At 61.0% G+C, this 26772-nt stretch carries 30 protein-coding genes; 16 read left to right on the forward strand and 14 right to left on the reverse strand.

Annotated elements, in window-relative coordinates:
* Positions 1-76: 76 nt before the first annotated feature.
* On the reverse strand, positions 77-415 hold the full coding sequence (locus tag ACN0RV_RS12820) for a nitrite reductase (NAD(P)H) small subunit (RefSeq protein ID WP_417348033.1): 339 nt from the start codon (positions 413-415) through the stop codon (positions 77-79).
* 255 nt (positions 416-670) lie between these two features.
* Between ACN0RV_RS12820 and ACN0RV_RS12825 the strand changes: the two genes are divergently transcribed.
* The gene (locus ACN0RV_RS12825) at positions 671-892 is read left to right on the forward strand and encodes a (2Fe-2S)-binding protein (RefSeq protein WP_417348035.1); all 222 of its coding nucleotides are present in this window, start codon (positions 671-673) and stop codon (positions 890-892) included.
* A gap of 91 nt (positions 893-983) precedes the next feature.
* The gene (locus ACN0RV_RS12830; RefSeq protein ID WP_417348037.1) at positions 984-1466 is read left to right on the forward strand and encodes a Dps family protein; all 483 of its coding nucleotides are present in this window, start codon (positions 984-986) and stop codon (positions 1464-1466) included.
* Positions 1467-1512: 46 nt separating this feature from the next.
* Here the strand turns inward: ACN0RV_RS12830 and ACN0RV_RS12835 are convergent, their stop codons facing one another.
* Positions 1513-2517 carry an adenosine deaminase gene (locus tag ACN0RV_RS12835; RefSeq protein WP_417348039.1) on the reverse strand — a complete coding sequence of 335 codons (1005 nt, stop codon included), beginning with the start codon at positions 2515-2517 and terminating at the stop codon, positions 1513-1515.
* A 109-nt stretch (positions 2518-2626) separates the two neighbouring features.
* On the opposite strand from ACN0RV_RS12835, the gene ACN0RV_RS12840 reads away from it, so the two are divergent.
* A complete protein-coding gene (locus ACN0RV_RS12840; RefSeq protein WP_417348041.1) occupies positions 2627-3565 on the forward strand; it encodes a hypothetical protein in 939 nt (312 codons plus the stop codon).
* 85 nt (positions 3566-3650) lie between these two features.
* Here ACN0RV_RS12840 and ACN0RV_RS12845 read toward each other — a convergent pair whose 3' ends face one another.
* The 4 genes from ACN0RV_RS12845 to ACN0RV_RS12860 all read right to left on the reverse strand — a co-directional run bounded on the left by ACN0RV_RS12845 (position 3651) and on the right by ACN0RV_RS12860 (position 10125).
* A complete protein-coding gene (locus ACN0RV_RS12845; protein WP_417348042.1) occupies positions 3651-5681 on the reverse strand; it encodes a methyl-accepting chemotaxis protein in 2031 nt (676 codons plus the stop codon).
* A gap of 847 nt (positions 5682-6528) precedes the next feature.
* Positions 6529-7401 (reverse strand): glycoside hydrolase family 18 protein, encoded by an 873-nt coding sequence (locus ACN0RV_RS12850; protein ID WP_417348044.1) that lies wholly within the window; start codon positions 7399-7401, stop codon positions 6529-6531.
* 138 nt (positions 7402-7539) lie between these two features.
* The gene (locus ACN0RV_RS12855; protein WP_417348046.1) at positions 7540-8403 is read right to left on the reverse strand and encodes a YicC/YloC family endoribonuclease; all 864 of its coding nucleotides are present in this window, start codon (positions 8401-8403) and stop codon (positions 7540-7542) included.
* Positions 8404-8493: 90 nt separating this feature from the next.
* Positions 8494-10125 (reverse strand): mechanosensitive ion channel family protein, encoded by a 1632-nt coding sequence (locus ACN0RV_RS12860; RefSeq protein ID WP_417348048.1) that lies wholly within the window; start codon positions 10123-10125, stop codon positions 8494-8496.
* Between the two features lie 148 nt (positions 10126-10273).
* On the opposite strand from ACN0RV_RS12860, the gene rph reads away from it, so the two are divergent.
* Positions 10274-10993, forward strand: coding sequence for a ribonuclease PH (rph, locus tag ACN0RV_RS12865; RefSeq protein ID WP_417348050.1), 720 nt, complete (start codon positions 10274-10276; stop codon positions 10991-10993).
* Positions 10994-11060: 67 nt separating this feature from the next.
* Positions 11061-11702, forward strand: a complete 642-nt coding sequence (gene pyrE, locus ACN0RV_RS12870) for an orotate phosphoribosyltransferase (RefSeq protein WP_286341096.1) — start codon at positions 11061-11063, stop codon at positions 11700-11702.
* A 72-nt stretch (positions 11703-11774) separates the two neighbouring features.
* Here pyrE and slmA read toward each other — a convergent pair whose 3' ends face one another.
* The 3 genes from slmA to coaBC are packed head-to-tail and all read right to left on the reverse strand — an operon-like array spanning position 11775 to position 14058.
* Entirely contained in the window at positions 11775-12368 is a 594-nt protein-coding gene (gene slmA, locus ACN0RV_RS12875; RefSeq protein WP_417348052.1) for a nucleoid occlusion factor SlmA, read from the reverse strand.
* Positions 12369-12384: 16 nt separating this feature from the next.
* Positions 12385-12843 carry a dUTP diphosphatase gene (gene dut, locus ACN0RV_RS12880; RefSeq protein ID WP_286341098.1) on the reverse strand — a complete coding sequence of 153 codons (459 nt, stop codon included), beginning with the start codon at positions 12841-12843 and terminating at the stop codon, positions 12385-12387.
* 9 nt (positions 12844-12852) lie between these two features.
* Positions 12853-14058: a bifunctional phosphopantothenoylcysteine decarboxylase/phosphopantothenate--cysteine ligase CoaBC gene (gene coaBC, locus ACN0RV_RS12885; protein WP_417348199.1), complete on the reverse strand. Its 1206-nt coding sequence runs from the start codon at positions 14056-14058 to the stop codon at positions 12853-12855.
* Between the two features lie 103 nt (positions 14059-14161).
* Between coaBC and radC the strand changes: the two genes are divergently transcribed.
* The 5 genes from radC to mutM all read left to right on the forward strand — a co-directional run bounded on the left by radC (position 14162) and on the right by mutM (position 16725).
* The gene (radC, locus tag ACN0RV_RS12890; RefSeq protein ID WP_417348054.1) at positions 14162-14836 is read left to right on the forward strand and encodes a RadC family protein; all 675 of its coding nucleotides are present in this window, start codon (positions 14162-14164) and stop codon (positions 14834-14836) included.
* Positions 14837-14950: 114 nt separating this feature from the next.
* Positions 14951-15187, forward strand: coding sequence for a 50S ribosomal protein L28 (gene rpmB, locus ACN0RV_RS12895; protein ID WP_028109346.1), 237 nt, complete (start codon positions 14951-14953; stop codon positions 15185-15187).
* 11 nt (positions 15188-15198) lie between these two features.
* Positions 15199-15369 carry a 50S ribosomal protein L33 gene (gene rpmG, locus ACN0RV_RS12900; protein ID WP_028109347.1) on the forward strand — a complete coding sequence of 57 codons (171 nt, stop codon included), beginning with the start codon at positions 15199-15201 and terminating at the stop codon, positions 15367-15369.
* Between the two features lie 98 nt (positions 15370-15467).
* Entirely contained in the window at positions 15468-15920 is a 453-nt protein-coding gene (locus ACN0RV_RS12905) for a hypothetical protein (RefSeq protein WP_417348057.1), read from the forward strand.
* Positions 15913-16725: a bifunctional DNA-formamidopyrimidine glycosylase/DNA-(apurinic or apyrimidinic site) lyase gene (mutM, locus tag ACN0RV_RS12910; protein WP_417348059.1), complete on the forward strand. Its 813-nt coding sequence runs from the start codon at positions 15913-15915 to the stop codon at positions 16723-16725. Before ACN0RV_RS12905 ends, mutM begins: the two co-directional genes overlap by 8 nt.
* 16 nt (positions 16726-16741) lie before the next feature.
* Here the strand turns inward: mutM and coaD are convergent, their stop codons facing one another.
* Together coaD and ACN0RV_RS12920 are read right to left on the reverse strand one after the other, a co-directional pair.
* On the reverse strand, positions 16742-17230 hold the full coding sequence (gene coaD / locus ACN0RV_RS12915; protein ID WP_417348061.1) for a pantetheine-phosphate adenylyltransferase: 489 nt from the start codon (positions 17228-17230) through the stop codon (positions 16742-16744).
* Positions 17231-17269: 39 nt separating this feature from the next.
* On the reverse strand, positions 17270-17461 hold the full coding sequence (locus tag ACN0RV_RS12920) for a hypothetical protein (RefSeq protein ID WP_417348062.1): 192 nt from the start codon (positions 17459-17461) through the stop codon (positions 17270-17272).
* On the opposite strand from ACN0RV_RS12920, the gene rfaD reads away from it, so the two are divergent.
* Genes rfaD through ACN0RV_RS12935 form a run of 3 tightly spaced genes read left to right on the forward strand, consistent with a single transcriptional unit; the run spans position 17460 to position 20195 of the window.
* Positions 17460-18401 carry an ADP-glyceromanno-heptose 6-epimerase gene (rfaD, locus tag ACN0RV_RS12925; RefSeq protein WP_417348064.1) on the forward strand — a complete coding sequence of 314 codons (942 nt, stop codon included), beginning with the start codon at positions 17460-17462 and terminating at the stop codon, positions 18399-18401. The genes ACN0RV_RS12920 and rfaD overlap by 2 nt on opposite strands.
* Positions 18402-18411: 10 nt before the next feature.
* On the forward strand, positions 18412-19434 hold the full coding sequence (gene waaF, locus ACN0RV_RS12930) for a lipopolysaccharide heptosyltransferase II (protein WP_417348066.1): 1023 nt from the start codon (positions 18412-18414) through the stop codon (positions 19432-19434).
* Complete coding sequence (locus ACN0RV_RS12935; protein WP_417348067.1) at positions 19431-20195, forward strand: glycosyltransferase family 2 protein; 765 nt, start codon at positions 19431-19433, stop codon at positions 20193-20195. The genes waaF and ACN0RV_RS12935 overlap by 4 nt, the downstream gene beginning before the upstream one ends.
* Positions 20196-20249: 54 nt before the next feature.
* On the opposite strand, the gene ACN0RV_RS12940 is transcribed toward ACN0RV_RS12935, so the two are convergent.
* Complete coding sequence (locus ACN0RV_RS12940) at positions 20250-21344, reverse strand: glycosyltransferase family 4 protein (protein WP_417348069.1); 1095 nt, start codon at positions 21342-21344, stop codon at positions 20250-20252.
* A 168-nt stretch (positions 21345-21512) separates the two neighbouring features.
* Here ACN0RV_RS12940 and ACN0RV_RS12945 point away from each other — a divergent pair, with 168 nt between their 5' ends.
* The 3 genes from ACN0RV_RS12945 to lpcA all read left to right on the forward strand — a co-directional run bounded on the left by ACN0RV_RS12945 (position 21513) and on the right by lpcA (position 24189).
* A complete protein-coding gene (locus tag ACN0RV_RS12945; RefSeq protein WP_417348071.1) occupies positions 21513-22457 on the forward strand; it encodes a polysaccharide pyruvyl transferase family protein in 945 nt (314 codons plus the stop codon).
* Between the two features lie 47 nt (positions 22458-22504).
* Positions 22505-23539 (forward strand): glycosyltransferase family 4 protein, encoded by a 1035-nt coding sequence (locus ACN0RV_RS12950; protein ID WP_417348072.1) that lies wholly within the window; start codon positions 22505-22507, stop codon positions 23537-23539.
* A 74-nt stretch (positions 23540-23613) separates the two neighbouring features.
* Positions 23614-24189 (forward strand): D-sedoheptulose 7-phosphate isomerase, encoded by a 576-nt coding sequence (gene lpcA, locus ACN0RV_RS12955; RefSeq protein WP_417348074.1) that lies wholly within the window; start codon positions 23614-23616, stop codon positions 24187-24189.
* Positions 24190-24252: 63 nt separating this feature from the next.
* Here the strand turns inward: lpcA and hldE are convergent, their stop codons facing one another.
* Both hldE and ACN0RV_RS12965 read right to left on the reverse strand, forming a co-directional pair.
* Positions 24253-25680 (reverse strand): bifunctional D-glycero-beta-D-manno-heptose-7-phosphate kinase/D-glycero-beta-D-manno-heptose 1-phosphate adenylyltransferase HldE, encoded by a 1428-nt coding sequence (gene hldE / locus ACN0RV_RS12960; protein WP_417348076.1) that lies wholly within the window; start codon positions 25678-25680, stop codon positions 24253-24255.
* A gap of 65 nt (positions 25681-25745) precedes the next feature.
* A complete protein-coding gene (locus ACN0RV_RS12965; protein WP_417348078.1) occupies positions 25746-26744 on the reverse strand; it encodes an NAD-dependent epimerase in 999 nt (332 codons plus the stop codon).
* Positions 26745-26772 lie beyond the last annotated feature (28 nt).

The raw sequence follows: 26772 nt of genomic DNA on the forward strand, positions 1-26772 counted from the left end.
ACGGATACCGGGACAGCGACTACTTCTTCCTGAAGATACGAGCCGCTTTTCCCGGTAATGCGCGATGAACCTTTTTTTATCCCAGCGCCAGTTGCACTCGATTGTTCTTCACTCTTACCGGGAAGGTGGCCAGGGAGACCTCCTGTTGTTCCAGGTTGCGCCCGCTGTGAAGGCAGTAGCGGCGCCGCTGGCCGGCGGCTTCCAGGGCCAGGGTTCGAGACTCCTCATCAACCTGGGCACGAAAGACCGAGTTGGCTTTACCCAGGGGGTCATGGTTGTCCAGGGCGAACAGTTGCCCGGAGCGCAGCAGGAACAGCGCCAGATGCTGATCCCGTACCAGGGCACACACCCCTTCGCCGGGATTGAGCTCCGACAGGGCACAGATATCCTGCCAGTCCGTGTGATAACGACTCATAACCCCTCCTTACCCTTCACATTTCGTCCATGTTAGTGGTTCGCCGTGACCCTAAGGTGACAAAGCAAGATGGGGGCCGGGCAGAAGGGTTACCACAGCCTAATTTAGTAAATCTTTAATAATCATGGCCTTATGTAGAAAAATCTGAGATTTTGGTCTGAGCAGAATCAATGCGGTCAACTGCTATACTGCGCGGCATTGGCGCACAGCGCCCTATTTTGGCGCGGCCATCCCATTGAAAAGGTGAAGATTGCGATGACTCAGCCAACCCCCCCAACCCTGCTTTGCTGCTGTCTGAGGCTGACGCAGCAGGATGTGGACGAGGTGATCCGTGCCGGCGCGACCACCGCCGACGAGGTGGCCAACGCCTGCGGTGCGGGCACAGGATGCGGCTCCTGCCGGTCGGAGATCAGCCAGCGCTGCCGCGTCCTCGCCGCTGACACCCCGGGTAATTCACAAAATAGATTGCGGCGATAACAATTGTTCGCTTTATTCGTTTTTGCGGCGGGACTATTCTGAACTCAATCGCCACACAGCGTGGCCCAAAAATTGAGATGAGAGGATCGCCATGAACAACACCAACCTGATTGGGCTGAACAGCCTGGGCGCCGAGCAACTGGCCGGTCAACTGAACGACCTGCTGGCCAACTACCAGATTCTGTATATGAACGTCCGCGGTTTTCACTGGAACATCAAGGGTGCCGACTTCTTCGAGCTGCACACCAAGTTTGAGGAGATCTACAACGTCCTGTTGGAGAAGGTGGATGAGATCGCCGAGCGGGTTCTGACCCTGGGACATCAGCCGCTGCACGCGTTTTCCGACTACCTGCAGCACAGCGAGATCCGCGAAGCGGTGCAGGTGAGCAGTGGCAGTGAAGGCATCGACCTGCTGCTCGACGGCTACAAGGTACTGATCGCCAAGCAGCGAAACATCCTGGAGGCCGCCGGTGAGCTGGGGGATGAAGGGACCGCGTCGCTGATGAGTGACTACCTGTCTCAGCAGGAGAAGGAGAGTTGGATGCTGGCAGCCTACCGCGGCCGCAGCGCCTGATAACTACAAGCCCAGCCAATCGGCTGGGCTTTTTACTGCCTGATGGTCAGAACAGCTCCATCAACTGTTGGTAGAGCTCGGCCTTGCGGGCATCCGAGGCAAAGCTGGCGTCGATGGCGTTGGCACTCAACTTCAGCCACTGCTCCTTGCTCAGGTTCAGGGCGTTTTGCACGTTCGCGTAATTTTCCAGCATATAGCCGCCGAAATACGCCGGATCGTCCGAATTCAGCGTGACTTTAAGATCCTTGTCCAGCAGGTCTTTCAGGTTGTGGTCTGCCATGGTGTCAAACACCCGCAGGCGGACGTTGGAGTTGGGGCACACCGTCAGCGGAATCTGATGCTCCGCCAGGTAGGTCACCAGCTCAGGATCCTGCAGGCAGGCCACACCATGATCGATACGCTGTACCTTGAGCAGCTCCAGCGCCTGCCAGATGTACTCCGCCGGGCCCTCCTCGCCGGCGTGGGCCACCAGCTTGTACCCCTGAGCCTGGGCGGCGGCGAAGGCCCGCTGGAATTTTTCCGGCGGATGACCCAGTTCGGAGGAATCCAGGCCGATGCCGAGGATCTTCTCCCTGAAGGGCTTTGCCTGCTCCAGGGTCGCCAGGGCGGACTCCTCACTGAGGTGGCGCAGGAAGCAGAGAATCAGGCCATGGCTTATCCCCAACTGCTGCTCACCCTTCTCCAGGGCCCGGGTCAACCCATTGATCACCGTTTCGAAGGGGATGCCCCGGTCGGTGTGGGTCTGGGGGTCAAAGAAGATCTCGACGTGTTCGACGTTCTGCTCGCGGCAGCGCTGCAGGTAGGCCCAGGTGAGGTCAAAAAAGTCCTGTTCGCTCTGCAGGACATTGGCGCCCTGGTAGTAGAGGTCCAGAAAGGACTGCAGATTGCTGAAGTCGTAAGCCTGGCGGAGGGCGTCCACGGAATCGTAGGGCAGGGTGATGTTGTTGCGTTGTGCCAGCCGAAACATCAGCTCGGGCTCCAGCGAGCCTTCGATGTGCATATGGAGTTCGACTTTGGGCAGGGCGTGGAGAAAATCGGTGGCCAGGGTCATAGGCATAATCTCTTTGTAGTCATTGTTAGGAGGTTATGCCCATCTAGTCTAACTCAAATCCCGTATTTGAGTTAGAAGTTATCTGGGGACTGGGCGCAGGGAGGCAAAAGTGAACTGGTTGAAACTCTTATTGGTTTCCGTGTGGCTGGGCGCCTGGCAAGCGGATGCCGGCTGCGAAGGTCCCCCCAGCTTTGAGTTTGATCAGCGCATTCCCAATGGTGAGCGGGCCAAGCTCAGCCGCTGGCTGGGGGAGGCGGCCTGGGCGGTGGCGGATCTGGCGGGGCAGCACCCGGCCCCCTGCGCCCGCATCCGGGTGTACGACGGTGGCCGCGGACGGGGGGCGGTACCCTGGGCCCAGATAGACCGCGGTGCCCGGGAAGGGATCCGCTTCTACGTGGATTACCGTTTGCCTCTCAATACCCTGCGGAGCGACTGGACCGCCATGCACGAATTCAGCCATCTGCTGATCCCCTTTCCCGGCAATGATCAACCCTGGTTCAGCGAAGGCTTGGCCAGCTATCTGCAATATCTGTTGATGGCCAGGGCGGACATCCTCTCCCCCGATGAGGCGATCAAACGGCTGGATCGGGGGTTTCGGCGAGGCGTCGACGATGACGCTCATGGCGACATCGCCTTGGAAACCCTCTCCCGGGAGATGTGGCGCCGTCACGCCTATCGGCGGGTGTACTGGAGCGGCGCCGCCTATTTCCTGGCGGTGGATACCGAACTCAGGCGACGGGGCAAGGGGTCCCTGACTCAGGTGCTGGGGCAGTTCGTCGCCTGCTGTCGTCAGCAGAATCGTCACTGGACGGTGGACAGCCTGGTGCAGGCGTTTGACCGTCTCAGTGGCACCACTTTGTTTACCGACACCAGGGCGATGATGATGCCTCAGACCAGATTTCCGGACCTCAGCCGCCCCTATGAGTACCTGGGGCTGGTGCGCACCGACGCCGGTCTGACCCTGAACTCCGGTTCCCCCTGGCGGGAGAGACGGCAGCGACTGGTGGCAGACGTGGCCCCTCCCGCCTTGTCGACATTGAGTCGTTAGGGTTCTCAGTCAACTATTTTTGAGGCGTCGGTCAGACATGAAAAAGAGGAGCTGAGCTCCCCTTGCTTCTCTCTTTCCCTGGGGCCTAGCTGAAGTAGGCCACCTGTTTGTCCAGGTTATCGGACAGCTGCTGCAGCTCGGCAGCACTGTCGGCGGTTTGCGCCGAGGTGTCGCGGGTCATGCGGTTAAGTTCGCTGACTGAGGTTGCATTGGCTGCGATCTCCTGGGATACCTGGGCTTGTTGCTCAGATGTGGCGGCCATGCTCTGTGCCATATCCGCAATGGCATTGATCTGACCGGTGATGTTGTGCAGCGCCCCTCCGGCCGCCAGGGCCTTCTCCTTCACCGACACACTGGTGTTCTGGCTGGCGTTCATCATGGACACCGCAGACTCGATGCGCTGCTGCAGCTGGCTGATGATGGAGACCACCTCCTGAACCGAGCTCTGAGTGCGGTGCGCCAGTTGGCGGACCTCGTCGGCCACCACCGCGAAGCCCCGGCCCTGCTCGCCGGCGCGGGCCGCTTCGATGGCGGCGTTCAGCGCCAGCAGGTTGGTCTGCTCGGCGATGGTGTCGATCATGGTGGTGACACTTTCTATGTTGCGGCTCTCTTCGTGCACCTGACGAATGGCGTCGGTGGAGTCGTTGAGCTGGTCGCTGAGGCCGTTGATATCCTGCTCCATGTCGGTGACCAGTACCGAGCCGGCATTGCTGTCCTGGTTGGCGGTCTGGACGCTGTGAGCCACCGCCTCCACCTGCTCGGCAACGGCGTTGGCGGAGGAGGCCATCTCTTCGATGGCGGTGGCCATCTGGTCCACCTGCTGCTGTTGCTGCTCAGACTGGCCCAGGTTGGACTGGGCATGCTCGGCCACCAGACGGGCGGCGGCGTTGGAGTCGTTACTGGTGGTTTTGATCTCGCCCACCAGTTGGTTCAGCTGCTTGGCCATCTGCCCCATGGCGAAGGTCAGCCGGGTGATCTCGTTGCGGCTGTCGCCATTGACCTGGGGAATGTCGATGCTGACCCGGCCTTCGCCCAGGGCGGCCATGCAGTCGCTGGCCTGACCCAGGGGGCGGAGGATCCGCTGCAGTACCCAGGTGACCACCACTATGGTGAACAGGCCCGCCAGTGAGGCCACCAGCACGATCGTGGTCAGCAGGGAACCGGTTTCTTTGGTGACCTCATCCAGGAAGGTGCCTCCGGACAGCACCCAGTTCCAGCCGGGCACCTTGGCAAACACCAGGTACTTTTCACCTGTGATGCCGTTGTAGATGTGAGGGTAGCGGACTACTCCGGTATCACCCTCGAACAGCTTCTGGAACGGCTTCTCTTCCGTGGCCAGCTCGATGATGTTCTTGGTCAGGTTCTCTTTCAGCGGGTGGTGAATGTACATCCCCCGTTTGGCTTCACTGTCATCGAAGACGATGGAGTAGCCGGTGTCACCCCACTGGATGGTGGCCAGGTTGTCGAACAGATCCTGGGATGCCTGATCCACAGGCAGACCCACGAAGGAGGCGCCAATCTGGGTGCCATTGTTACCCTCGATGGGGGCGTAATAGGTGAGGTATTGCTTACCGAACAGGGTGACCTTGTTGTAATAGCTGGTGCCACGACTCAGAGCCTGATAGGCGGCGCTGGTTTGGGTCAGTTCGGTGCCCACCACCCTATCGCCGTTGAGGTTGGTCAGGGAGGTGGAGAGGCGAACGTAGTCGTTGCCCTCTTTGACGAACACCGTTGCCACTGCACCGGTATCCCGGGTGAAGGCATCCACCAGACGATTGTCGCTGACCGGCTCGCCATAGACGCTGAGATCCCGCAGGGAGCGTCCTTTGAGCTCGATTCTGGAGGCAGCCGGTTGCAGACCATCCAGATATTGGTTCTGGAAGGCGGTTTCCAGCACTTTGGCTTCCTTCAGGTAGCCGTCAAAACTCTGTTTCAGAGTGGCACTCAGGGCCTGCACCTTGGATTGGTGCTCAGAGAGCGCCTTGTCCAGTAGGGTTTGATAACTCTCCCGGTAGACCAGATACCCGGTAAGAGAAAAGGCTATTACGATAAGAACAGTAATAATGGAGCAAAGCTGAAAGCCGATGCTTTTATTCTGTACATTGAGGGTGGACATATTATTTATCCGTAGTTAATGACGCCAGTTAAATAAAGCTAAAGATTTTCTGCCCCATGACCAGAATAGACTTGGTGTCAAAGAACGCCGATAGACCAGACCGTTGCGCTAGAAGCAGTCATCGTTGGGGAGCGCCATAAAATCAAAGGTATCAATGAGATGTCAATATGGCAGATCTCTGAAGATGGGGGATGTGTGACCGGTGAAGGAATTTCGAACAAAAGAGACAAAATCGCTAAAGACTCAGACTTTGAAAAGATTATCAAAATGCACAATATTGTGATTGGTCATTGGTTGCAATGAATCTAATAAGTGACCGACGTCATGATCGGCGATGGAAATATACCTAACTCCTGAGAGTTAATTTATCTAAACACAGACTCTTTGTCACCTTTCTAATTCATCTCCAATTTATAAACTGCGCAGTTGAATTGTAGTGGCTGGTGGTTAATGGCGTATAGTCGCCGAATCTTTGTTCGCAGTTACCTAACGAGAGGCCGGACGATGAAGGGGGCGACCTATAACCAACAGATGATATTTCAGAGCATAGTCCGGGGGGGCAGCATTCGAGGTGCGGCCCGCCAACTGACCGCTCCCAATAGGGAGGCGCTGTTTGCCTCGCCCGAGTACACCGAGCGTCACGGTTGTCCTACTTATCCTGATGAGTTTCAGCAATATATAGGCTGGTGCAGTATTGCTCTATCGCCTCCAACTGGCTGGAGCAAAGCTGGACCCCTATTCCGGCCTCTATCTCTAGTTCGTTCAGAACAGTCAGAAGGCCCGCCGGGTCAGGGGGCTGATCGATGTTCTGGTGGAGAGGGGCAAGCGGCTTTATGCGCCTGACCGGCTAGCTGATGACGTTCTGGGTCTCCAGTGCTTCGCTGATTGGGTGACTCCAGTGGCCCTCGGTGTCTGAAGCGAACTCCCAGTTCATCAACCCTCCCAGGTAGTGGGCTGCTTTCAGGGGCTGGACGAGCTCTTTCACTATGCGATCCACCGGAATGTAGCTGTTGGCCTGAGCATTGTGTCGGGTGACCGGCAGGCCCAGTATCGCCTTCTCTGCGCTCATTCCCGGCAGTTGGCAGTACCTCTGGTAGGACTCCAGTATCCGCAGAGGATCGCCGCTCCAGGGACGGTTGTTGTAAAACTGGATGTTCACCATATCGATGGCGCTGCCGGCCTGCTCTAACACCTTCAGGTAGCCACTCATGCCGTAGCCGGGCTCCAGGTAGGGGGGCTGGGGTGCGTGGGAGATCTGGTATCGGCCACTGGGCAGCTCGCGCCTCAGGGCCAGGGTCAGGTTAACCAGAAACTCGATGCCGTCATAGCCGGCCCGACCGACAAAGGCGGCGCTGTCTTCCCAGTCGATGTCGATGCCATCCAGCTCATTGTGGGTGACAAACTGGGCCAGGATGTAGGCCAGATAACTCTCCTGTCCCGCCAGCTGTCGGTAGGCGGCGCTGGTCATGGTGGCGCCGCCAAAACTGATCATCACCTTGATCCCCTGTTGCTGCAGCTGACGGACTGCCTGCTTGGTGCCCTGGGTGAGGATGGGCGGGGAAGATTGGGCGGCGATGGCCCCGGACAGCTCCAGGGTAAAGGGGCTGTGTTCGCTGCAGCTGAGGAACGCGAGAATGATGTGGGAGTAGGGGCGCTCGACCGCCCGCTGCAGTGGAATGGCGCCACTGGAGAAATAGCTGACCAGCTTGGGTTGGCTCATAACCTGTTCCTTGTGTTGCCGAGTCGAGGGCGGTTCCATGCCCAGTTGCAACTATAGGAGAGAGCCGGCGGTTATGCCAAAAAAGGTCTTTAAAAACAAAAGCCCCGCATGGCGGGGCTTGGCTGAGTGCGCTTGGGCTTACTCGATGTTCTGGATCTGCTCGCGCATCTGCTCAATCAGTACCTTGAGCTCCACCGCGGCGGCGGTGATGTCGGTGCTGATGGATTTGGAGGCCAGGGTGTTGGACTCGCGGTTGAACTCCTGCATCATGAAGTCCAGACGACGGCCACAGGCGCCGCCCTTCTTCAGCACCTTGCGGGTCTCGCTGACGTGGGTGTCCAGGCGGTCGATCTCCTCGGCCACGTCCATCTTCTGGGCCAGCAGAATCATCTCCTGCTCGATGCGGCCGGGATCCATGTCCTCTTTCACTTCCGCCAGGCGGTCGTTCAGCTTCTGGCGCTGCCACTCCATGATCTCCGGCATGCGGCTGCGGACAAAGGCGGCCTGCTCGGTCACCCCATCCAGGCGGTCGGTGATCATCTTCTCCAGGGCCTGGCCTTCGGAGCCGCGGGCCTCCAGGAACTGATCCACGGTGTCGTCGAACTTCTGCAGCAGCTCTTTGCCGATGGCGTCCATGTCACGTTCACTGGCTTCCAGAACGCCGGGCCAGCGCATCAGTTCCACCAGGTTCAGTTGGCCGATGCCGGCCATGGTGTGCAGGTGCTGAGCCTTCTCGATGAGCTGGGCCGCCAGTTGTTCGTTCATCTGAACCGTGTCGCCGGCGTTTTCGGTCAGCTCGAAGCGCAGGTTCACCTCCACCTTGCCTCGCGCCAGGCGCTTGCGCAGGCGCTCTCTCAGCATGGGCTCCAGGGAGCGAAACTGCTCGGGCAGTCTCAGGTAGGTTTCCAGGTAGCGCTGGTTAACGGAGCGGATCTCCCAGGAGGCGCTGCCCCAGTCAGCTTTAACGTCGCTGCGGGCATAGGCGGTCATGCTGTGGATCATTGGAAGTGGCCTTGTAAAGTGTCAGTGGTCCGATTATACCCACGAGCGAGGGGAGACGGCAAAGCCCCCGGAGATTCCAGGGGCTTAGGTTCATTGCCCTTGCTGTGGTTTGGGGGTGTCCAGCCAGCGGTGCTGGGTGGTGTCGGTCATCGCCACCCCGTGCTGCTCCAGTATGGAGAGGATCGACAGGTTCAGCTCCTCCGCCGCCTCCAGATACTCGGGAAAGGCGGTGGTCTGGATGTAGCTGAGCACATTGAGTTGCAGGGCATTGGGGCTAAATTTGTGGAAGCGAACCCTCAGCGGCGATTCATGGGTCATGGGGTGATCTTTCAGTACCTGGGTGATCTCGTCCATCACCCCGCGCAATTTGCTGGCGGGGGTGTCGTAGCGCAGGTTCAGCGCCGGGCTGTAGCGGATCTTCTCCCGTTCGGAGAAGTTTTCCAGTTGCAGGTCGACGAAGGTGGCGTTGGAGATGTGGATCACCGTCCGGTCGAGGGTGCGTACCCGGGTGTAGCGCAGGCCGATCTCCTCCACCACCCCCATCTGGGTGCCAAACTTGCAGAAGTTGCCCACCTTCACCGGGGAGGAGAGGTAGAGGGTGATGGCGCCGATCAGGTTCTCTACCGATTTCTGCGCCGCCAGTGCCACCGCCAGGCCGCCGATCCCCAGACCGGCCAGTATGGTGGTGGCCTTGAACCCCAGATTCTCCAGCCACATCAACAGACCGATGATGATGATCAGGATCTTGCCGATGGTGAACAGGGGTTTGAGCAACTGGGCGCCCTGATCCTTGCCCTTCTCCTGGAAGCTGCGGTTGAGCCGCTCCCGGGCCAACTCCATGCCGGAGACCATCACCCACACCAGCGCCAGGATCATCAGGGCATGGCCTTCGGCTATGGCCCTGGCTTCGATGGAGGGGCGCACCAGGGGGAAGGCTTCCCGCACCGCCAGCACCACAAACAACAGCCTCAGGGGGCCACTGATAAAGCATTGCAACTGGGCATTGTCCGGGTAATGCCTTCGCACCAGCCACTTGCTGATGGCAAACAGTGGCAGGCTGATGAGATAGGCGATGAGGAACATCAGCAGCACCGCCACAAACTGCCAGCTCTGCAGCCCCAGAATCTCAAATTCCGGCAGGTGGTCGCTGAGGTACTCCCCTATGGGGCCGTCGCCATACTGTTCGTAGAGGTTGGGGACCTCACCCAGGGTGGCGTTGGAGATTTTCCAGATGTACTGACCATCCCCCCGGGGAACCCTTTGCATATAGACACTGATCTGACGGGACCCTAAGGGGACGCGTCCCACCAGATCCCGGTAAGGGGGCAGGCCGTCGCCGGCGAGACCGTTTTTTGATTCGCTCAGGGTGTCCAGATCGACCCACAGGGTGCGGTTGAGGATCAGTTTGAACTCCTCGGCCAGCAGCGGCAGGGACAGTTCGGCCACCCCCCTGGGCAGGTTGCGGCCATCCAGATAGTGGGCGGCTCGTTCGAAGTCGTTGTGGCGCAGGGCGTGCAGCAGCCCCTCCATGGAGGAACGGGGGGAGCCCCGCTCATACTCGTCCACTATGGTGGGCTCCGGAGCAGGCTTGTCCGGCGCCGTTTCCTCGGTTTCTGCAGGGGTTTCCTGCTCCATCATATTCTTCAGCGTCGGGGGTTCGGCCTGCAGGCTCAGAGGCAGCAGCAGGCAGAGCAACAGCAATCCATGTCCAAGTCGCATCATCATCGTCTGTTTTTTGCTCGGGCTATGGTTCAGTTATATCAGATAATGCTGGTTAAACAACCAACTCCACCCGGCTGGAGAGAGCCTCGCGTCCAGGGGGCCGGATCGGTATAATGTGCCGCACATTTTCAGAGCCAAGGCACTATTCATGCGTCCAGACAACCGAGCCCCCAACCAGACTCGTCCCATTACCCTGACCCGTAACTACACCCGTTATGCGGAAGGGTCCGTACTGGTGGAGTTCGGCCACACCAAGGTGCTGTGTAATGCCACCGTCGAAGAGGGCGTGCCCCGCTTCCTCAAGGGTAAGGGTCAGGGCTGGGTCACCGCCGAGTACAGCATGCTGCCTCGCGCCACCCACAGCCGCAGCGGCCGGGAAGCGGCCCGCGGTAAGCAGGGTGGCCGCACCCTGGAGATTCAGCGCCTGATCGCCCGCTCCCTGCGTGCGGCGGTGGACCTGGAGAAGCTGGGTGAATACACCATCACCGTGGATTGTGATGTGATCCAGGCCGATGGTGGCACCCGTACCGCCTCCATCACCGGCGCCTGCGTGGCCCTGGTGGATGCCCTTAATGGCCTGCAGCGTGACAAGAAGCTCACCGTGGATCCCCTGAAGTTCATGGTAGCCGCGGTGTCCGTGGGCGTGGTGGATGGCCAGGCGGTGTGCGATCTGGAGTACGTGGAAGACTCCGCCGCCGAAACAGACATGAATGTGGTGATGGCGGAGGATGGCCGCATGATCGAGGTGCAGGGCACCGCCGAGGGCGAACCCTTCACCCACGAGGAGCTGCTGGAGATGCTGGCGCTGGCCAAGTCGGGGATCCACGACATCGTCGAGGCCCAGAAGGCGGCGTTGGCCGAAGGATAACTGTTTTATTGAAGGCGACTGAGAGGTCGCCTTTTTTGTACCCACACGAGAATAAGGTCGGAATAGAGTGAAAGCTTACCAACGTGAATTTATCGAGTTTGCCCTGGAACGTAACGTGCTGCGTTTTGGCGAGTTTACTTTGAAATCTGGCCGCAAGAGCCCCTACTTCTTCAACGCGGGCCTGTTCAATACCGGTGGCGACCTGGCGCGCCTGGGTCGCTTCTACGCGGCGGCGCTGGCGGACTCCGGCATCGAGTATGACCTGCTGTTCGGCCCCGCCTACAAGGGGATCCCCATCGCCACCACCACTGCGGTGGCCCTGGCGGATCATCACGGCACCGACAAGCCCTACTGCTTCAACCGCAAGGAGAAGAAGGATCATGGCGAAGGCGGCAACCTGGTGGGTGCCGAATTGGCCGGCCGGGTGATGCTGGTGGATGACGTGATCACCGCAGGTACCGCCATCCGTGAGTCCATGGAGATCATCCAGGCCAATGACGCCTCCCTGGCCGGGGTGCTGATCGCCCTGGACCGTCAGGAGAAGGGCAAGGGCGAGCTGTCTGCCATCCAGGAGGTGGAGCGGGATTACGGCTGCTCCATCATCGCCATCGTCACCCTGGGGGATCTCATCGCCTATCTGCAGGAGCAGCCGGGTCGTGAACAGGAGCTGGAACAGGTGAGCGCCTACCGCGCCCAGTACGGCATCTAAGCCTCAGGCTTTTCCGAAGTTCAACGAAAAACGGCGCCAGATGGCGCCGCTTTTGTCTCATTTCGCGACCGTTTAGCTTTGCAGCAGCTGGCGCTGGATGAAGGCCCACTGCTCGCTGAAGCGCTCGGTGGGCAGCACCTTGAACTCGCTGCGCACGTACTGGGCGATGCGACCCTCGGCGTAGGAGAGCAGCAGGTTGGCCAGCATCCCCTCCTCCAGGTAGAAGCCGGAGCCTTCGCGAATCGCTTTCTCTCTCAGGGCCTGCTTGAGGTTGGTCTCGATGCGGGCGAACAGCTTGTTCATCCGCTCACGCAGACGCTGCTGTTCCCCGGTGAGGGCGTCGCCGGTCAGCAGTCGGGTGATCCCCGGGTTGCGCTCGGCGAAGGTCAGCAGCAGCTGCAGGATCAGCTGGCAGCGCACCATGGTGTCCTCCTCCTCCTCCATGATCAGGTTGATCCTGGAGAGCAGGGCGTTTTCGATGAACTCGATGAGCCCCTCGAACATCCGCGCCTTGGAGGGGAAGTGACGATACAGGGCCGCTTCGGACACGCCCACTTCGGCGGCCAGCTTGGAGATGGTGATCCGCTCTCCGGGGGAGGTCTCCAGCATCTTGGCCAGGGACTGCAGGATCTGCTCGCGACGGTTGCTTTTGTTGTTACTGCTCATGGTCGTGACTCCGGAGTTACTTGGTACCGGAGTGGCCGAAACCGCCTTCGCCGCGCTCGCTGGCGTCGAAGGACTCGACCTGGGTAAAGGCGGCCTGGACCACGGGCAGGAACACCAGCTGAGCCACGCGCTCACCGGGCTCGATGGTGACGGTCTGGCTGCTGCGGTTCCACAGGGAGCACATCAGTGGCCCCTGGTAGTCGGAATCGATCAGACCCACCAGGTTGCCCAGGACGATCCCCTTCTTATGGCCCATGCCGGAGCGGGGCAGGATGGTGGCGGCCAGGCTGGCGTCGCCGATGTGGATCGCCATGCCGGTGGGCACCAGCTGGCTCTGGCCGGGCTCCAGCACCAGAGGCTCATCCACCATGGCGCGCAGATCCATGCCGGCAGACCCCGGGGTGGCGTACTCGGGCAGGGGCCACTCGCTGCCCAGGCGGGCGTCCAGAATTTTAAGCTCGATGGGTGTTTTCATTCTTGTCTCTTAGTTCGTCAGTTTCTCTGCGATGGTCAGCAGCAGTGCCTCAGCCTGGGTGGCCTTGTCGCTGTGGCCCAAATCCTTGCTGCCTCCGGGCCAGTACAGGGTCAGGGCATTGCTGTCCGCATTGAACCCCTGGCCAGGCTTGGAGACGTCATTGGCGGCGATCATGTCCAGCTTCTTGCGGGCCAGCTTATCCAGGGCGTAGTGCTCCACATCCCGGGTTTCGGCGGCGAAGCCGACAGTGAACGGTCGCTTACTGTGGCCGGCTACTGTAGCAAGGATGTCCGGGTTACGCACCATCTCAATGGTCAGAGTTTCCTGGGACTTTTTGATCTTGTCCGAGGCGGCGCTCACCGGGCGGTAATCGGCCACGGCGGCGCAGCCGATGAAGATCTCATGGTGCTCCACCTCGGCCATTACCGCGTCCAGCATCTGCTGGGCGGAGTCCACGTCGATGCGGGTGACGCCGGCCGGGGTGGCCAGGTTGACCGGGCCGCTGACCAGGGTCACTTCGGCCCCGAGGCGGGCGGCCTGCTGGGCCAGGGCGAAGCCCATCTTGCCGGAGCTGTGGTTGGAGAGATAACGCACCGGATCCAGGGCTTCCCGGGTGGGACCGGCGGTGAGCAGCAGCTTCCTGCCGGCCAGGGGGCCGGGCTCGGCGTCCGCCTGGGCGGCAGCCAGGGAGAGGGCGGTGATCTCTTCCGGTTCAGGCATACGGCCGGGGCCCACTTCGCCACAGGCCTGGTCGCCGCTGGCCGGGCCCCAGAGAGTGACGCCACGGCTCTTCAGGGTGGCGAGGTTGGCCTGGGTGGCCTGGGCCAGATACATCACCTGATTCATCGCCGGGCAGACCCGAATCGGGGCCTCGGTGGCCAGGCAGACCGCAGTGATCAGCTCATCCGCCATGCCGCTGGCCATACGGGCGATGAAGTTGGCGCTGGCGGGGGCGATGATCACCTCATCGGCCCAGCGGGCCAGTTCGATGTGGCCCATCCCCAGTTCGGCGGCCGGATCCAGCAGATCATGGGCCACGGCGTGGCCGGAGACCGCCTGCAGAGACATGGGAGTCACAAACGCCTTGGCGCCGCCACTGAGGACGACGCGGACGTCGGCGCCGGTCTCCTTGAGGCGGCGAACCAGGATGGGGGCCTTGTAGGCGGCGATGCCACCGGAGATCCCCAGCACGATATTTCGGGTGATTTTGCTCATGGCCATTGGTCGTTTTCTGAGAGTGGCGCCTAAGATAACACATGGCGGACCGGGTCGGTGACGACCGGGTCACTAACTGCAGCAGCATCAGGGAGGGAACCCTATGGCAATTGGAGACTGGCCTGCATCGGAGCGGCCAAGGGAGCGGCTGATGGAACGCGGGGCCCAGGCCCTCAGCGATGCGGAGTTGCTGGCGATCTTTCTGCGCACCGGCCACAGCGGCGTCAGTGCGGTGGAGCTGGCCAGGCAGGCCCTGGGTCGGGCGGGCAGCCTTAACGCCCTGCTGGGAATGACCCCAGACAGCTTCACCGCCATCCACGGCATGGGGCCGGCCAAGTACGTGCAGTTGCAGGCGGCCAGGGAATTGGGACGACGTTGCCTGGGGGAGCGCAGTCAGGCCAGAAGCGCCCTCAACAGCCCTCACGCCGCCCGGGATTATCTGCAGGCGACCCTGGGTCATCGCCACCATGAGGTGTTTGCCATGCTGTTGCTCGACAGTCAGCACAGAGTAGTGGAACTTACCGAGCTGTTTCGTGGTACCATAGACGCCGCTAACGTGTACCCCCGGGAAGTGGTGAAGACGGTGTTGTCTGCCAATGCCGCCGCGGTGATCCTGGCCCATAACCATCCCAGCGGGGTGAGTGAGCCCAGCCAGGCCGATCGCGCCATCACCAAACGGATACAGAATGCCTTGGCACTGATCGACGTATCGGTGCTTGATCACTTGGTCATCGGCCACGGTGAGTGTTGCTCATTTGCCGAAAGAGGATGGCTATAAGCTCAGTTTGCTTGATCTTTGCTTCTTTATCTTGTATAAAATGCGCCCTTCGTGTGCCTCGGGCGACGGCCATACGAGGTACAATGATGCTCGAGCAATATTTTGGAGACTGAAATGTCTAAAGTATGTCAAGTTACCGGCAAGCGTCCGGTAACCGGGAACAACGTTTCCCACGCAAAAAACCACACTAAGCGTCGTTTCCTGCCCAACCTGCAGACCCACCGTTTCTGGGTTGAAGGCGAGAAGCGCTTTGTGAAGCTGCGCGTATCCACCAAAGGTATGCGTATCATTGATAAGAAGGGTATCGATGTAGTTCTGGCTGAACTGCGTGCCCGCGGTGAGAAGGTTTAAGGAGATAAATCATGGCAGCTAAAGGTGGTCGTGAGAAGATCCGTCTGGTATCCACTGCTGGTACTGGTCACTTCTATACTACTGACAAGAACAAGCGCAACATGCCTGAAAAGTTCGAAATCAAAAAGTTCGATCCTAAGGTACGTCAGCACGTTCTGTACAAGGAAGCCAAGATCAAGTAATTGATCGGCACCTTGAGAAAACCCGGCATCTGCCGGGTTTTTTTATGCCCGCCAAAAACCTACAATCGAATTTAATACTGGCTACCCCGAGGCCCGTCATGGCCAAACGACGCACCTGGAACAACGCGCTGATCATCGCCCTCTCCCTGTTTGGCATGCTGTTGCTCTATGTCACCAGTCTGGTGAGCCCCAAGTCCAGCAGCTACCCGCTGTTGCCCGAGGGCAGCAGCATCGAGGCCCTGGTGTTCCAGGAGCTGGTGGTGCGCCGTGACGGCGATGGCTGGCGCTCTGCGCCAGCGCTGGAGGTGAAGCGGCTTGATGGGCTGATGGCTCTGTGGAGCGACGCCCGGCTGCTGCCCATCAACGCGCCCGAGCCTCTGCCCAGGGGACCGGTACAGGTGGATCTCTACCTGGACAACGGCGAGGCGCCGGTGACCGTGCTGCTCTATCCGGAGCTGGGTTATCTGAAGCTGCTGGGGCAGGAGCAGTGGTGGAAGCTGTTGTCCGCCGAGGGAGAGGCGTTGCTGAACCGGGAAGGGAAGGATGCCTGAGCTGCCGGAGGTTGAGGTCACCCGTCAGGGAGTGACCCCCCACCTGATGGGGCGCACCGTGGCCAGGGTGGTGGTGCGCCAGCCCAAGCTGCGCTGGCCGGTGCCGCCGGAGATTTTGCAGCTGGAGGGTCAGGTGATCACCGGTGTCAGCCGCCGGGCCAAGTACCTGCTGGTGGAGAGCCAGGCCGGGGTGCTGATCCTGCACCTGGGGATGTCCGGCAGTCTGAGGGTGTTGTCGCCGGCCCCGCCGCCGGAGAAACACGATCACCTGGACATCGAGCTGGACAGTGGTGCCGTTCTGCGTCTGAACGACCCCAGGCGCTTCGGCGCCGCCCTGTGGTGGACTCTGCCCTTGGAGGCGCACCCCCTCATCGCCAAATTGGGCCCTGAACCGCTCTCTACGGCCTTCAATGCCCAACACCTGGCAAACTGCCTTAAGGGACGCACCAAGGCGGTGAAACTGGCGCTGATGGACAATCACGTGGTGGTGGGGGTCGGTAACATCTACGCCAACGAGGCGTTGTTCGGTGCCGGCATCGATCCCCGCAAGCCCGGGGGAGAACTCAAACCGGCGGCCATCGAGCGGTTGGTGGCCGAGGTGAAGGGGGTACTGAACCGGGCGATCACCCAGGGGGGCACCACCCTGAAAGATTTCACCCAGGCCGATGGCAAGCCCGGCTACTTTGCCCAGGAGCTGCTGGTGTATGGCAAAGGGGGCCAGCCCTGTCCGGTGTGTGCCAATGAGCTGAAAACGGTGAAGCTGGGACAGCGCACCACCACCTACTGCCCCAGTTGTCAGCGCTGAGCGCTGGCACCTTGAATTATTGGCGGCTGGCCATCTCCTCGGCCACCGCCTGCTCCACGATGGGGTGGAGGAAGTTGCTGACGTCGCCGCCGTGGAAGGCCACATCCTTCACCAGGGAGGAGGAGATGAAGGTGTACTCCTGGGCCGGGGTCAGGAAGATGGTCTCCATCTCCGGATGCAGGTGGCGATTCATCCCCGCCAGCTGAAACTCGTATTCGAAATCCGCCACCGCCCGCAGGCCGCGGATCAGCACATCGGCGTTCTGATCCTTGGCAAAGTCCACCAACAGTCCGGTGAACCCCTGAATCTCCACGTTGTCCATGTCGGCAGTGATCGCCTGAGCCAAATCTACCCGTTTTTCCAGGTCAAACAGCGGTCGTTTGCTGGCGCTGGCGGCGATGCCCACCACCACCTTGTCAAACAGCTTGGCGCTGCGTTTGATCAGGTCCAGGTGGCCATTGGTGATGGGGTCGAAGGTTCCGGGATAGATGGCAATTCGTTTCATAGGTATTCAAGTGGAAAGGATTGAAATATTGATGCTAAGTCAATTGACGCCGGAGATCACCCCGGGACGGGAAAAATCGACTCGGGTCAGGGCGGCGAAGATCACCTTGGGCACCGTGCCATTGGTGCGGAAAACTTGGGCAGGGTATACTGCCCCCAGTTGAATTTGGCCCCCCTCCGGCATGGCGTCGGCGCTGCGGTGGCCCCGAACAGAGGTTTGGACAGAGATCATGATTATTGTGACCGGTGGAGCCGGGTTTATTGGCAGCAACCTGGTGAAGATGCTCAACAACCAGGGACGTACCGACATCCTGGTGGTGGACGAGCTGGAAGATGGCACCAAGTTCGTCAACCTGGCGGACTGTGATATTGCCGATTATCTGGAGAAGGATCGTTTCCTGGATCTGATGAAGGCGGGACACGACTTCGGTGACGTGGAAGCGGTATTCCATGAAGGCGCCTGCTCCTCCACCACAGAGTGGAACGGCCGCTACATGATGGAGAACAACTACGAGTACTCCAAGGTGCTGCTGCACTACTGCCTGGATCGCAAGATCCCCTTCCTCTACGCCTCCTCTGCCTCGGTGTATGGCATGGGACCGGTGTTCAAGGAGGATCGTGCCCACGAGAAGCCTCTGAACGTCTACGGTTTCTCCAAGTTCCAGTTCGATCAGTATGTGCGCCGGTTGCTGCCCACCTTCGAAAGCCAGGTGGTGGGATTCCGCTACTTCAACGTCTACGGTCCCCGCGAGCAGCATAAGGGCGGCATGGCCAGCGTGGCCTTCCACCTCAACACCCAGATCCACAAGGGCGAGAACCCCAAACTGTTCGGCGCCTACGACGGCTACGAGGCCGGCGGCCAGACCCGTGACTTCATCTACGTCGGCGATGTGTGCCAGGTGAACCTGTGGGCCTGGCAGGAGAAGGCCGAGTCCGGCATCTACAACCTGGGCACCGGCGCCGCCGAGCCCTTCCAGGCGGTGGCCGATGCGGTGATCGACTTCCATGGCAAGGGCCAGGTGGAGTACATCGACTTCCCCGACAAGCTGAAGGGCCGTTACCAGAGCTTCACCGAAGCGGACATGGCCAAGTTGCGCGCGGCCGGTTACGACCGTCCCTTCAAGACCGTGGCCCAGGGCGTGGCTGAGTACCTGGCCTGGCTGAACCAGTAGGACGGCGTTGATGAAATATCTGGTAGTGGGGCCCGCCTGGATTGGCGACATGGTGATGGCCCACAGCCTGCTGCGCCAGTTGCGTAAGCAGGATCCCGAGGCGGTGATCGACGTGCTCGCCCCCACCTTCTCCCTGCCCGTGGTGCGGCGGATGGCCGAGGTGAACGAAGCGCTGGACCTGCCGTTCAAGCATGGTGAAACCGCTCTGGGCCCCAGGGCGCAGCTGGGCCGCAGCCTCAAGGGCCGCGGCTACGACAAGGCGATCGTTCTGCCCCGCTCCTTCAAGACCGCGGTCACCCCTTTCTTTGCCGGCATTCCCGAGCGGGTGGGTTTCAGCGGTGAGCTGCGCAGCTGGATCCTGACCGATGCCAGAAAGCGCCTGCCCCGGGAGATCGATGGACGCATCGCCGACCAGACGGTGACCCGCTTTATTTCCCTCGGCCTGACCGCCGAGCAGGCACGTCAGCCCATCGAGGTGCTTAACCCGGTTCTGGACATAGACCAGGACAATCGTGACCAGGTGGTGGCCAAGTTGGGGCTGGACCTCAGTCGCCCGGTGGTCTGTCTCTGTCCCGGTGCCGAGTACGGCCCGGCCAAGCAGTGGCCCCTGGAGCGTCACGCCGAGCTGGCCCGGACCCTGGTGGACAAGGGCTACCAGGTATGGGTGATCGGCTCGCCCAAGGAGGCCGCCGCCGGTGACACCATCGCCGCCGCTGACAGCCCCCACATCCTCAACCTCTGTGGCAAGACCCAACTGGTGGACGCCATCGACCTGTTCAGCCTGGCCTCGTCCGTGGTCAGTCATGACTCGGGCCTGATGCACGTGGCCGCCGCCACCGGGGTGAAAACCATCGGCATCTACGGCTCCTCCAGCGCCGAGTTTACCCCGCCCCTGAGTGACCGGGCGGTGGTGGTGTCGGTGCCCACAGAGTGCGCCCCCTGCTTCAAGCGGGAGTGCCCCTATGGCCACTACAAGTGTCTGACTGGCATCAGTGTCGACCAGGTGCTTGAGGCGGTGGAGAACCCAGCATGAGCCGCAGCGTACGCCTGGCCTGTGCCATGATCACCAAGAACGCCGGCCCCCGCTTCGCCCAGGTGTTGGAGAGCGTCAACTGGGTGGATGAGATCGTCATCCTCGACAGTGGCAGCACCGACACCACCCTGGAGCTGGCGGAGCAGGCGGGTGCCAGGGTGTTTCACAGCAGTGACTGGCCCGGCTTCGGCCCTCAGCGTCAGCGGGCCCAGGAGCATGTGACCGCCGACTGGATTCTGTGGCTGGACACCGATGAGGTGGTCACCCCACAGCTGCGCACCTCCATCGAAGCGGTGCTGGCGGACCCGGATCCTCAACTTGCCTACCGGGTGAACCGGCTGAGTGACTTCTTTGGCCGCTTCATCCGCCGCAGTGGCTGGTACCCGGATGCGGTGGTGCGGCTGCACGCCCGGGAGAGCTATCGCTACAACGATGCCATGGTCCATGAGGCGGTGGCGGCGCCAAAGGAGAAGGTGCGCGCCCTCAAAGGGGATCTGCTCCACTACACCTCGGACGATTTTCAGGGCTACATGGGCAAGTCCCTGAACTACGCTACTGCCTGGGCACAGGCGCGTCATGCCAAGGGCAAGCGCACCAGCGTGGCGGGGATCGTCGGCAGCAGTCTGTGGTGCTTTATTCGCAAGTACCTGTTGCAGCTGGGGTGCCTGGAGGGGCGCCACGGCCTGCTGTTGGCGCTGCAATCCAGCCACTACGTGTTCAACAAATATTTCGCCCTGTGGGTGATGCAGAACCGCCGCTGAGGTGGAGAGCAAAAGCAGAAAGGCGCCCTGGGGCGCCTTTCTTGTCTCTGGAGGTTAGCGGCCCAACAGTCGCTCGAAGTAGGCCTTGGTCTGCTGGGCAGACTGGTCGGTGTGGAAGTGCGCCTCGATGCGCTCTTTGGCCAAGCTGCCCATCTTCAGGGTCTGCTCAGGGCGTTGCCACAGGGTCTGCATCGCCTGGGCCAGGCCGGCGTCGTCGCCGGGTTGCACCACCAGGCCGCTCTCGCCATCGACGATCAGCTCGGCGCTGCCGCCGGTGTCGGAGACGATGGGGGCCACCCCATACACCATGGCTTCAATGACGGTCTTGGGCAGGCCCTCCCGTTTGGTGGAGGGCAGGATGGAGGCGCTGCAGGAGGCGATCAGCGCCGGGGCGTCGGTGCGGAAGCCCGCCAGGTGGATGCGGTCTTTCATTGGGCTGGCATCGATGAGGGCACGAACTTCGTCGGTGTCCATGCCACCGCCCACCAGCAGCAGATGGATGTTGCTGTCCGCCGGCAGGTGATGGGTGGCTGCCAGCAGTACCGGCAGACCCTTGCGGGGGCGGGCGTTGGCCACACAGCCGAAGGTGAAGGCGTCCTTGGGCACCCCAAACTGACTCAGGTCCGCCGGGGTATCCTGATACCACTCCAGGCTGTGACCCTTGTAGACGGTGGCCACGTTGTCCGGGTTGATCCAGACGTGGTTGCGCAGGTCGTCGCGGACCGCATTGGCCACACACAGGATGCCATCCAGGCGCGGGTGCAGGTGGGTCAGGTAGCTGCTGGGATCCCAGCGGCTGATGTTGCCGGTCTGACCCCGGTAGCTGACCATCTTGACGTCCAGGCCGATGGCGGCAAACAGGCCGTTGGTGATCGCCTTGTTGTTGAACATGTAGACGGCGTCGTAGCCGCCCTGCTTCAGCTCCTGGCGAATCCGCTTGACGGCGCTCCACTGGAACTTCTTCTTGGGGTGGAAGTCGATCACCTTAACCCCGTTTTCCCGGAACCTGGGCACATAATCCGCGTCTCCCTGGGTCATCAGGGTGACGTCCACCCCCAGCTTGGCCATGCCAATGAAGATCTCCGCTTCGGGACGCACGCTGTTCCAGGTGTCCTTGTAGGAGCTGATGATAAGGAGTTTGAATGACATGGAGTTACCTTGGCTTAGGGGTGGAGAAGGGCGCATTATACCAATGAAAATGAGCAGGGTAGAGGGAGATTAATGAATGTTGACTGAACCTGGAATCAGGGAGCATGGGATCGGCTGAAGATACCGTGGTACACTTTTCCTCTTTTCCCGTCACCATTCGAGTCTGCCGTGTATTTAGAGTACTGTCACAGTAAGCTGGGTAACTTTGGGGATGATCTCAATCCGTGGATGTTCCCCAAACTGATGCCCAAAGCCTTTGAAGATGAATCCGACAAGGTCGCCTTCCTGGGAATCGGAACCATTCTGGACCAGAAGCGCATCGATCGAAGCAATCTCAACGCCAATCGAGCCAATATCGTCTTCAGCTCAGGCGCGGGCTTTGGCACGCCTCCGGCCATCAACGACAGCTGGCACATCTACTGTGTCCGGGGCGAGCACACCGCCCGTCAACTGGGGGTGGACGCTTCCAAGGTGATCGCCGACGGCGCCTACCTGCTGCGCAACCTGGTGGAGTACCGCAACCCGGTCAAGAAGCACAAGATCGCCTTTATTCCTCACCACAGCAGTGAGGATTTTGCGGATTGGCAGGCGATCTGCGACCAGTGCGGCATCAAGATGATCACCGCCCGTCAGCCCGTGGACAGCTTCCTGGAGGAGCTGCTGGCTTCCGAGCTGGTGATCACCGAAGCGATGCACGGTGCCATTGTCTCCGATGCCCTGAGGGTGCCCTGGGTACCGGTGAGCTTCAGCCCCAAGTTTATGCCGGAGAAGTGGCGCGACTTTACCCGGGCGCTGAAGATGGATCTGGAGGTAACCCCTCTGCCCTTCGTGGCCCACTATCCCCTGAATCTGGGGCAGAGTGTGGAGCACGGCTTCAAGCGAGGCATGAGCAAGCTGGGTGTGGGGCCCAGCAAGTGGGCGCGTCTGCCCAATGCCTACACCAAGGCGACGCCAGCCCAGATTGATGGGCTGTGTGAGGCGATCATGGCGGTCAGCCGCGACGGCAAGGTGCATCAGAGCAGCGATGCCGTGGTCGAGGAGGTGACCGAGCGTCTGGCCCAGTGCCTCGACGGTTTGTACGCGGACTTCCTGGCAGGCAAGTTCCACAAATAATGACTGTGCCGGCTCGCCGGCATGTTAGTGAACGACGGGAATTGAAGATGCATATTTGCCATGTAAACCTGGCAAAAGGGTTCAGCGGCGGCGAACGCCAGACCCTGAACCTGATCCGCACCCTGGCCCGCCGGGGAGAGGTGCGTCAGAGTGCGGTGATCCGGGCAGACTCGCCGCTGAATCAGCACCTGGCAGACCTGGATGTCACCATCATCCACATCAATCATCACCTGACCGGCCACCTGCGGCGGCGCCTGCCCAAGGGGACGTTGCTGCACGCCCATGACGGCAAGGCGGTCTACTGGTGTGCCCTGCAGAACCTGCTGCACGGCAACCCCTATGTGATCACCCGCCGGGTGGACAATCCACTCAAGTCCAATCGTTTGACCCGAATGGGCTACAGCCGGGCTCAGAGGGTGGTGTGCCTGAGTCGGGCCATTGCCGCCCAGGTTGCCAAACTCTCCGGCGAGATTGCCACCAGCATCATCCCCAGCAGTTACTCGGCGTTTGAAGCTGATGCTGATAAGGTGGCCGACATTCGCCGCCAATTCCCCGAGAAAGTGATTGTTGGCCAGGTGGGCAAGCTGATCCATCACAAGGGTTACCAGCTGACCATAGAGGCGGCATCGCGCCTGGGCAGCAGCCACCCGCAGATGCAGTTTATCTTCCTGGGAGCCGGCGCTGATGAGCAGGAGCTCAAGGCCCAGGCTAAGGGGCTGGACAATGTGCGTTTCCTGGGGCATCAGGCGGAGGTGGGTCACTACCTGGCGGCGATGGATCTCATGGTGTTCCCCTCCCTCAACGAGGGACTGGGTTCCACCGTGCTGGAAGCCTGGCAACATGGTACCCCGGTGATTGGCAGTGATGCCGGCGGCATTCCGGATATGATTGAAGATGGGGTGACCGGCCTACTGGTGCCCGCCGGTGACAGCCAGGCCCTGGAACAGGCCATAGTGCGCCTCGCCGGTGACGCCGAATTGCAAACCAGGCTGGCCTCTGGTGCCAAGACGCGGTTGGCGGATTTTACCCCCCAGAGTGTGGCCCAGCGCTACCAGGCCCTGTATCACGAGCTGTTGAGCTAAGTTTCGATTTGAGTCCGCCGGAGTGGGCGGGCCCTTAACCCGGTCAGGGATGGCCAAGACTAAAGGACTGCGTTATGAAGCAGAGTATTCTTCGAGAGCTGACTGAAGCGGCTCAGGTGCTGGACGGCTTCCTCAACGATGAGGCCCAACTGGCGGCCATTGAAGCGGCGGCCCGACTGATTGCCGACTCCCTCAAGCTGGAGGGTAAGGTGATCTCCTGCGGTAACGGTGGCTCCCACTGTGATGCCATGCACTTTGCCGAAGAGCTGACCGGCCGCTATCGCGACAACCGCCCCGCCTATGGCGCAATCGCCGTGTCCGACCCCAGCCACCTCTCCTGCGTCAGCAACGACTACGGCTACGAGCATGTGTTCTCCCGCTTCATCGAAGGGGTGGGGCGCAAAGGGGACGTGCTGTTCGGCATCAGCACCAGCGGCAACTCTCAGAATATCCTTAACGCCATCGAGGCGGCCCAGTCCCAGGGAATGAAGACCGTGGTGCTCACCGGCAAGGATGGCGGCAAGATGGCCAACCTGGCGGACGTGGAGATCCGGGTGCCTCACTTCGGTTATGCCGACCGTATTCAGGAGGTGCACATCAAGGTGATTCACATCCTGATCATGCTCATCGAGGAGCAGATGGCGGGCTGAGCTCCGCTTTAAAAACAAAAAAAGAGGCGCCTTGGCGCCTCTTTCTGTTTTCTGGTAAGGAGATCAATTGCTGTTGATCTTCTTGATGATCTCCGTGGTGGAGACCCCATCTTCGAAGCCGAGGATCTTCACTTCACCACCGTTGGCGATCACCTCTTTGTGGCCGGCGATCTGCTCCACCTGATAGTCGCCCCCCTTGACCAGCAGGTCGGGTAGGACTTCGGCGATCAGCCGCTGCGGGGTGTCCTCACCGAAGGGCACCACCCAGTCCACGGCGCCCAGAGCGGACAGCACGCTCATGCGGCGTTCCAGGTTGTTCACCGGGCGGGCCTCCCCCTTGAGGCGTTTGACCGAGTCATCGCTGTTGACCGCCACAATCAGGCGATCCCCCAGCTTGCGGGCCTGCATCAGGTAGCTGACGTGGCCGGCGTGGAGGATGTCGAAACAGCCGTTGGTCATCACCACCTTCTCCCCCCGCGCCTTGGCATCGGCCACCGCGTACAGCAGCTGGCTCTCGCTCATCACGCCGAAGCCGCTCTCGTCGTGCATTGAGGCCACCATGGAGGCCAGCTCCACGGCAGAGATGGTGGAGGTGCCGCGTTTGCCCACCACCACGGAGGCGGCGGCGTTGGCCAGGGCACAGGCCTGGGCCAGATCGCTGCCCGCGGCCAGGGAGGCGGCCAGGGTGCCGATCACCGTGTCACCGGCGCCGGTCACATCATAGACTTCCCGGGCCATAGCGGGCAGGTGCAGCTCCTGCTGACCAGGGCGAAGCAGGGTCATCCCCTTCTCGGAGCGGGTTACCAGCAGGCCGTCGAACTCAAACCGTTCGATCAGGGCCAGCCCCTTGGCCACCAGGTCTGCTTCGTCGGTCACCTTGCCGACAACGGCTTCAAACTCGCCCATGTTGGGGGTGAGCAGGGTGGCGCCGCGGTATTTCTCGAAATCGGTGCCCTTGGGATCCACCAGGCTGGGAACCCCGGCCTTGCGGGCCAGACGCAGAATCTCCTGGACGTCAGAGAGGGCGCCCTTGGCGTAGTCGGAGACCACCACCACGCCGGCACGTTCCAGCGCCTGTTCGGTCTTGTCGTTGATCGCCTGTTCGCCACCGGTGCCGAAGGCCTCCTCGAAATCGAGGCGGATCAGCTGCTGGTTGCGGGACATCACCCTGAGCTTGGTGATGGTGGGGGCGCTGTCCAGGGCCACCAGGTTGGGGGTGACCCCCAGGCCCTGCACCTTGTTGATCAGGGTGTCGGCGGCCTCATCCTGGCCCACCAGGCCGATGAGCTCACTCTGGCCTCCCAGGGCGGCGATGTTCAGGGCCACGTTGGCGGCACCGCCGGGGCGGTCCTCGATCTCATTGATCTTGACCACGGGGACCGGGGCTTCCGGAGAGATGCGACCCGTGGGACCATCCCAATAGCGGTCCAGCATCACGTCGCCGACGACCAGCACCCGGGATTGATTAAAGGAGGGCAGGGATACTTTCATTGCCTGGGAACCCTTAGTTCATTGAATTGGAAAAATCTTATCATGTTGACGCCGCGGAGGCCCGATTAGCCGTAGAAGCCGCGGTACCAGTCGGCGAACCGCTGCAGTCCCTCTGCCAGGGAGGTGTCCGGGCTGAAGCCCACCGCCTGCTGCAGGTTATCGGTGTCGGCGAAGGTGGTGTAGACGTCGCCGGGCTGCATCGGCTTCATGTTCAGCTTGGCCTTGACCCCCAGGGCCTGCTCCAGGGTCTGGATGAAGGTGAGCAGTTCCACCGGCTGATGGTTGCCGATGTTGAACAGCTGGTAGGGGGCGCTGGACTGGTCCGGAGTGGCGCAGTCGTTGTCGTCGTCCCGCTGGGGGATCGCCTCCATCACCCGCACCACGCCCTCGACGATGTCGTCGATGTAGGTGAAGTCCCGGGACAGCTTGCCGTGGTTGAACACGTCGATGGGCTCGCCGGCGAGGATCTTGCGGGTAAAGCTGAAGTAGGCCATGTCCGGACGGCCCATGGGGCCGTAGACGGTGAAGAACCGCAGCCCGGTGGTGGGCAGGTCATACAGGTGGCTGTAGGTGTGGGCCATCAGCTCATTGGATTTCTTGGTGGCGGCGTACAGGCTCACCGGATGATCCACCGCGTCGCTCTCGCTGAAGGGCACCTTCTTGTTCATGCCGTACACCGAGGAGGAGGAGGCGTACACCAGGTGCGGCACCTTCTGCTGACGACAGCCCTCGAGGATGGTCATCATCCCCGCCAGGTTGGAATCCAGGTAGGCCATGGGGTTGTCGATGGAGTAGCGCACCCCGGCCTGGGCGGCCAGGTGCACCACCCGGTCAAACTTGTCGCTGGCAAACAGCTGGGCCATCCCCTCCCGGTCTGCCAGATCCCGCTCAACGAAGCTGAAGTTCTCCTCCGGCAGCAGCTGCTCCAGGCGGGCACGCTTGAGGGCCACGTCGTAGTAGTCGTTGAGGTTGTCCAGCCCCACCACCTGGTGGCCCATGGCCAGCAGTCGTTTGCTGGTGTAGAAGCCGATGAAACCGGCGGCGCCGGTAACCAGAATTCTCATAAGTGTTTTCCTTTGTCCTCGTGGGACC

It is taken from the genome of Ferrimonas sp., assembly GCF_048263965.1.
GTDB lineage: Bacteria > Pseudomonadota > Gammaproteobacteria > Enterobacterales > Shewanellaceae > Ferrimonas.

Coding starts and splice junctions, on each gene's coding strand:
- ACN0RV_RS12820 (WP_417348033.1), bottom strand. CDS start 415: ATGAGTCGTTATCACACGGACTGGCAGGATATCTGTGCCCTGTCGGAG.
- ACN0RV_RS12825 (WP_417348035.1), top strand. CDS start 671: ATGACTCAGCCAACCCCCCCAACCCTGCTTTGCTGCTGTCTGAGGCTG.
- ACN0RV_RS12830 (WP_417348037.1), top strand. CDS start 984: ATGAACAACACCAACCTGATTGGGCTGAACAGCCTGGGCGCCGAGCAA.
- ACN0RV_RS12835 (WP_417348039.1), bottom strand. CDS start 2,517: ATGACCCTGGCCACCGATTTTCTCCACGCCCTGCCCAAAGTCGAACTC.
- ACN0RV_RS12845 (WP_417348042.1), bottom strand. CDS start 5,681: ATGTCCACCCTCAATGTACAGAATAAAAGCATCGGCTTTCAGCTTTGC.
- ACN0RV_RS12850 (WP_417348044.1), bottom strand. CDS start 7,401: ATGAGCCAACCCAAGCTGGTCAGCTATTTCTCCAGTGGCGCCATTCCA.
- ACN0RV_RS12855 (WP_417348046.1), bottom strand. CDS start 8,403: ATGATCCACAGCATGACCGCCTATGCCCGCAGCGACGTTAAAGCTGAC.
- ACN0RV_RS12860 (WP_417348048.1), bottom strand. CDS start 10,125: ATGATGCGACTTGGACATGGATTGCTGTTGCTCTGCCTGCTGCTGCCT.
- rph (WP_417348050.1), top strand. CDS start 10,274: ATGCGTCCAGACAACCGAGCCCCCAACCAGACTCGTCCCATTACCCTG.
- slmA (WP_417348052.1), bottom strand. CDS start 12,368: ATGAGCAGTAACAACAAAAGCAACCGTCGCGAGCAGATCCTGCAGTCC.
- dut (WP_286341098.1), bottom strand. CDS start 12,843: ATGAAAACACCCATCGAGCTTAAAATTCTGGACGCCCGCCTGGGCAGC.
- coaBC (WP_417348199.1), bottom strand. CDS start 14,058: ATGAGCAAAATCACCCGAAATATCGTGCTGGGGATCTCCGGTGGCATC.
- radC (WP_417348054.1), top strand. CDS start 14,162: ATGGCAATTGGAGACTGGCCTGCATCGGAGCGGCCAAGGGAGCGGCTG.
- rpmB (WP_028109346.1), top strand. CDS start 14,951: ATGTCTAAAGTATGTCAAGTTACCGGCAAGCGTCCGGTAACCGGGAAC.
- rpmG (WP_028109347.1), top strand. CDS start 15,199: ATGGCAGCTAAAGGTGGTCGTGAGAAGATCCGTCTGGTATCCACTGCT.
- ACN0RV_RS12905 (WP_417348057.1), top strand. CDS start 15,468: ATGGCCAAACGACGCACCTGGAACAACGCGCTGATCATCGCCCTCTCC.
- mutM (WP_417348059.1), top strand. CDS start 15,913: ATGCCTGAGCTGCCGGAGGTTGAGGTCACCCGTCAGGGAGTGACCCCC.
- coaD (WP_417348061.1), bottom strand. CDS start 17,230: ATGAAACGAATTGCCATCTATCCCGGAACCTTCGACCCCATCACCAAT.
- rfaD (WP_417348064.1), top strand. CDS start 17,460: ATGATTATTGTGACCGGTGGAGCCGGGTTTATTGGCAGCAACCTGGTG.
- ACN0RV_RS12920 (WP_417348062.1), bottom strand. CDS start 17,461: ATGATCTCTGTCCAAACCTCTGTTCGGGGCCACCGCAGCGCCGACGCC.
- waaF (WP_417348066.1), top strand. CDS start 18,412: ATGAAATATCTGGTAGTGGGGCCCGCCTGGATTGGCGACATGGTGATG.
- ACN0RV_RS12935 (WP_417348067.1), top strand. CDS start 19,431: ATGAGCCGCAGCGTACGCCTGGCCTGTGCCATGATCACCAAGAACGCC.
- ACN0RV_RS12940 (WP_417348069.1), bottom strand. CDS start 21,344: ATGTCATTCAAACTCCTTATCATCAGCTCCTACAAGGACACCTGGAAC.
- ACN0RV_RS12950 (WP_417348072.1), top strand. CDS start 22,505: ATGCATATTTGCCATGTAAACCTGGCAAAAGGGTTCAGCGGCGGCGAA.
- lpcA (WP_417348074.1), top strand. CDS start 23,614: ATGAAGCAGAGTATTCTTCGAGAGCTGACTGAAGCGGCTCAGGTGCTG.
- hldE (WP_417348076.1), bottom strand. CDS start 25,680: ATGAAAGTATCCCTGCCCTCCTTTAATCAATCCCGGGTGCTGGTCGTC.
- ACN0RV_RS12965 (WP_417348078.1), bottom strand. CDS start 26,744: ATGAGAATTCTGGTTACCGGCGCCGCCGGTTTCATCGGCTTCTACACC.